The following is a 923-nucleotide window of genomic DNA, read 5'->3' on the forward strand; positions in this document are numbered from 1 at the left end:
CGACGAGACGCGGACGAAATTCGGCATCGCCGCCGAAGTCTCCGGCGTCGTCATCACCGAGGTCACCAAGGATTCGGCCGCCGCCGAACGCGGCATCCAGGCCGGCGAGGTGATCACCGAGATCGCGCAGGAATCGGTCGCCACGCCCAAGGATGTCATGGACCGGATTGCCGCATTGAAGGAGCAGGGACGCAAGAACGCCCTGCTGATGCTGGCGTCGAAGACCGGCGAGTTGCGGTTTGTGACGATCCGGATGGATTGAGTCTGGTAGCTTCACAGGCACGTTGAAACATCCCATGGGATGTACTATTTTGACCTGTGAAGCGGATCGCATTGGACACAAACGTTCTGACCGCAGGTCTGCGCAGCAGGAATGGTGCGTCATTTGCCGTTTTGCGGTTGGTCGCAAATCGACAGTTTTGCCCATTGGTGACAACAGCGCTGTTTCTTGAATATGAAACCGTGCTGACCCGCCCTGAGCAACGGGCAATTCACGGATTGTCGCTTGCAGATCTGGATCGTTTGCTGGCCGGCTTCGCTGTCTTGGCAGAGCCGGTCGAACTGCACTTTCTCTGGCGCCCGCAATTGAATGATCCGAAGGATGAGATGGTGCTTGAGGCAGCGATCAATGGTCGGGCAGACGCATTGGTCACTCACAATCGCCGCGATTTTGTGACTGCGGCAGGCCGTTTTGAAGTTCCAGTCGTCAGCCCCGCCGAATTGTTAGAAGGATTTCGAACATGAGCAAGGCGACTTATCCGTTGAAACTTCCCTTGTCGATCAAGGAGGCGGCTGCACGTCTGGCAAAGGCTGATGGTGTGTCGCTGAACCAGTGGATCGCTTCGGCTGTGGCGCAAAAGGTGGGAGCCATGGAGACAGCGGCCGATTTCCTGCGTCGACGGGCCGGTGATGCACCGGGCGAT

The 923-nt window shown here is 57.9% G+C and carries 3 protein-coding genes; all 3 read left to right on the top strand.

The genetic code is table 11. The annotated features are described in order from the left end of the window. Nucleotides 1-262 (top strand): PDZ domain-containing protein (locus EOC93_RS33565; protein ID WP_127206759.1); only part of this gene is annotated, 262 nt, incomplete at its 5' end. A gap of 71 nt (nucleotides 263-333) precedes the next feature. After that, nucleotides 334-744, top strand: a complete 411-nt coding sequence (locus tag EOC93_RS33570; protein ID WP_245461614.1) for a putative toxin-antitoxin system toxin component, PIN family — start codon at nucleotides 334-336, stop codon at nucleotides 742-744. After that, nucleotides 741-923: toxin-antitoxin system HicB family antitoxin (locus EOC93_RS33575; RefSeq protein WP_127206761.1), on the top strand; the 183-nt coding region annotated here is incomplete at its 3' end. The genes EOC93_RS33570 and EOC93_RS33575, both read left to right, overlap by 4 nt.

This window comes from Mesorhizobium sp. M6A.T.Ce.TU.002.03.1.1, assembly GCF_003997275.1.
Lineage (GTDB): Bacteria > Pseudomonadota > Alphaproteobacteria > Rhizobiales > Rhizobiaceae > Mesorhizobium > Mesorhizobium mediterraneum.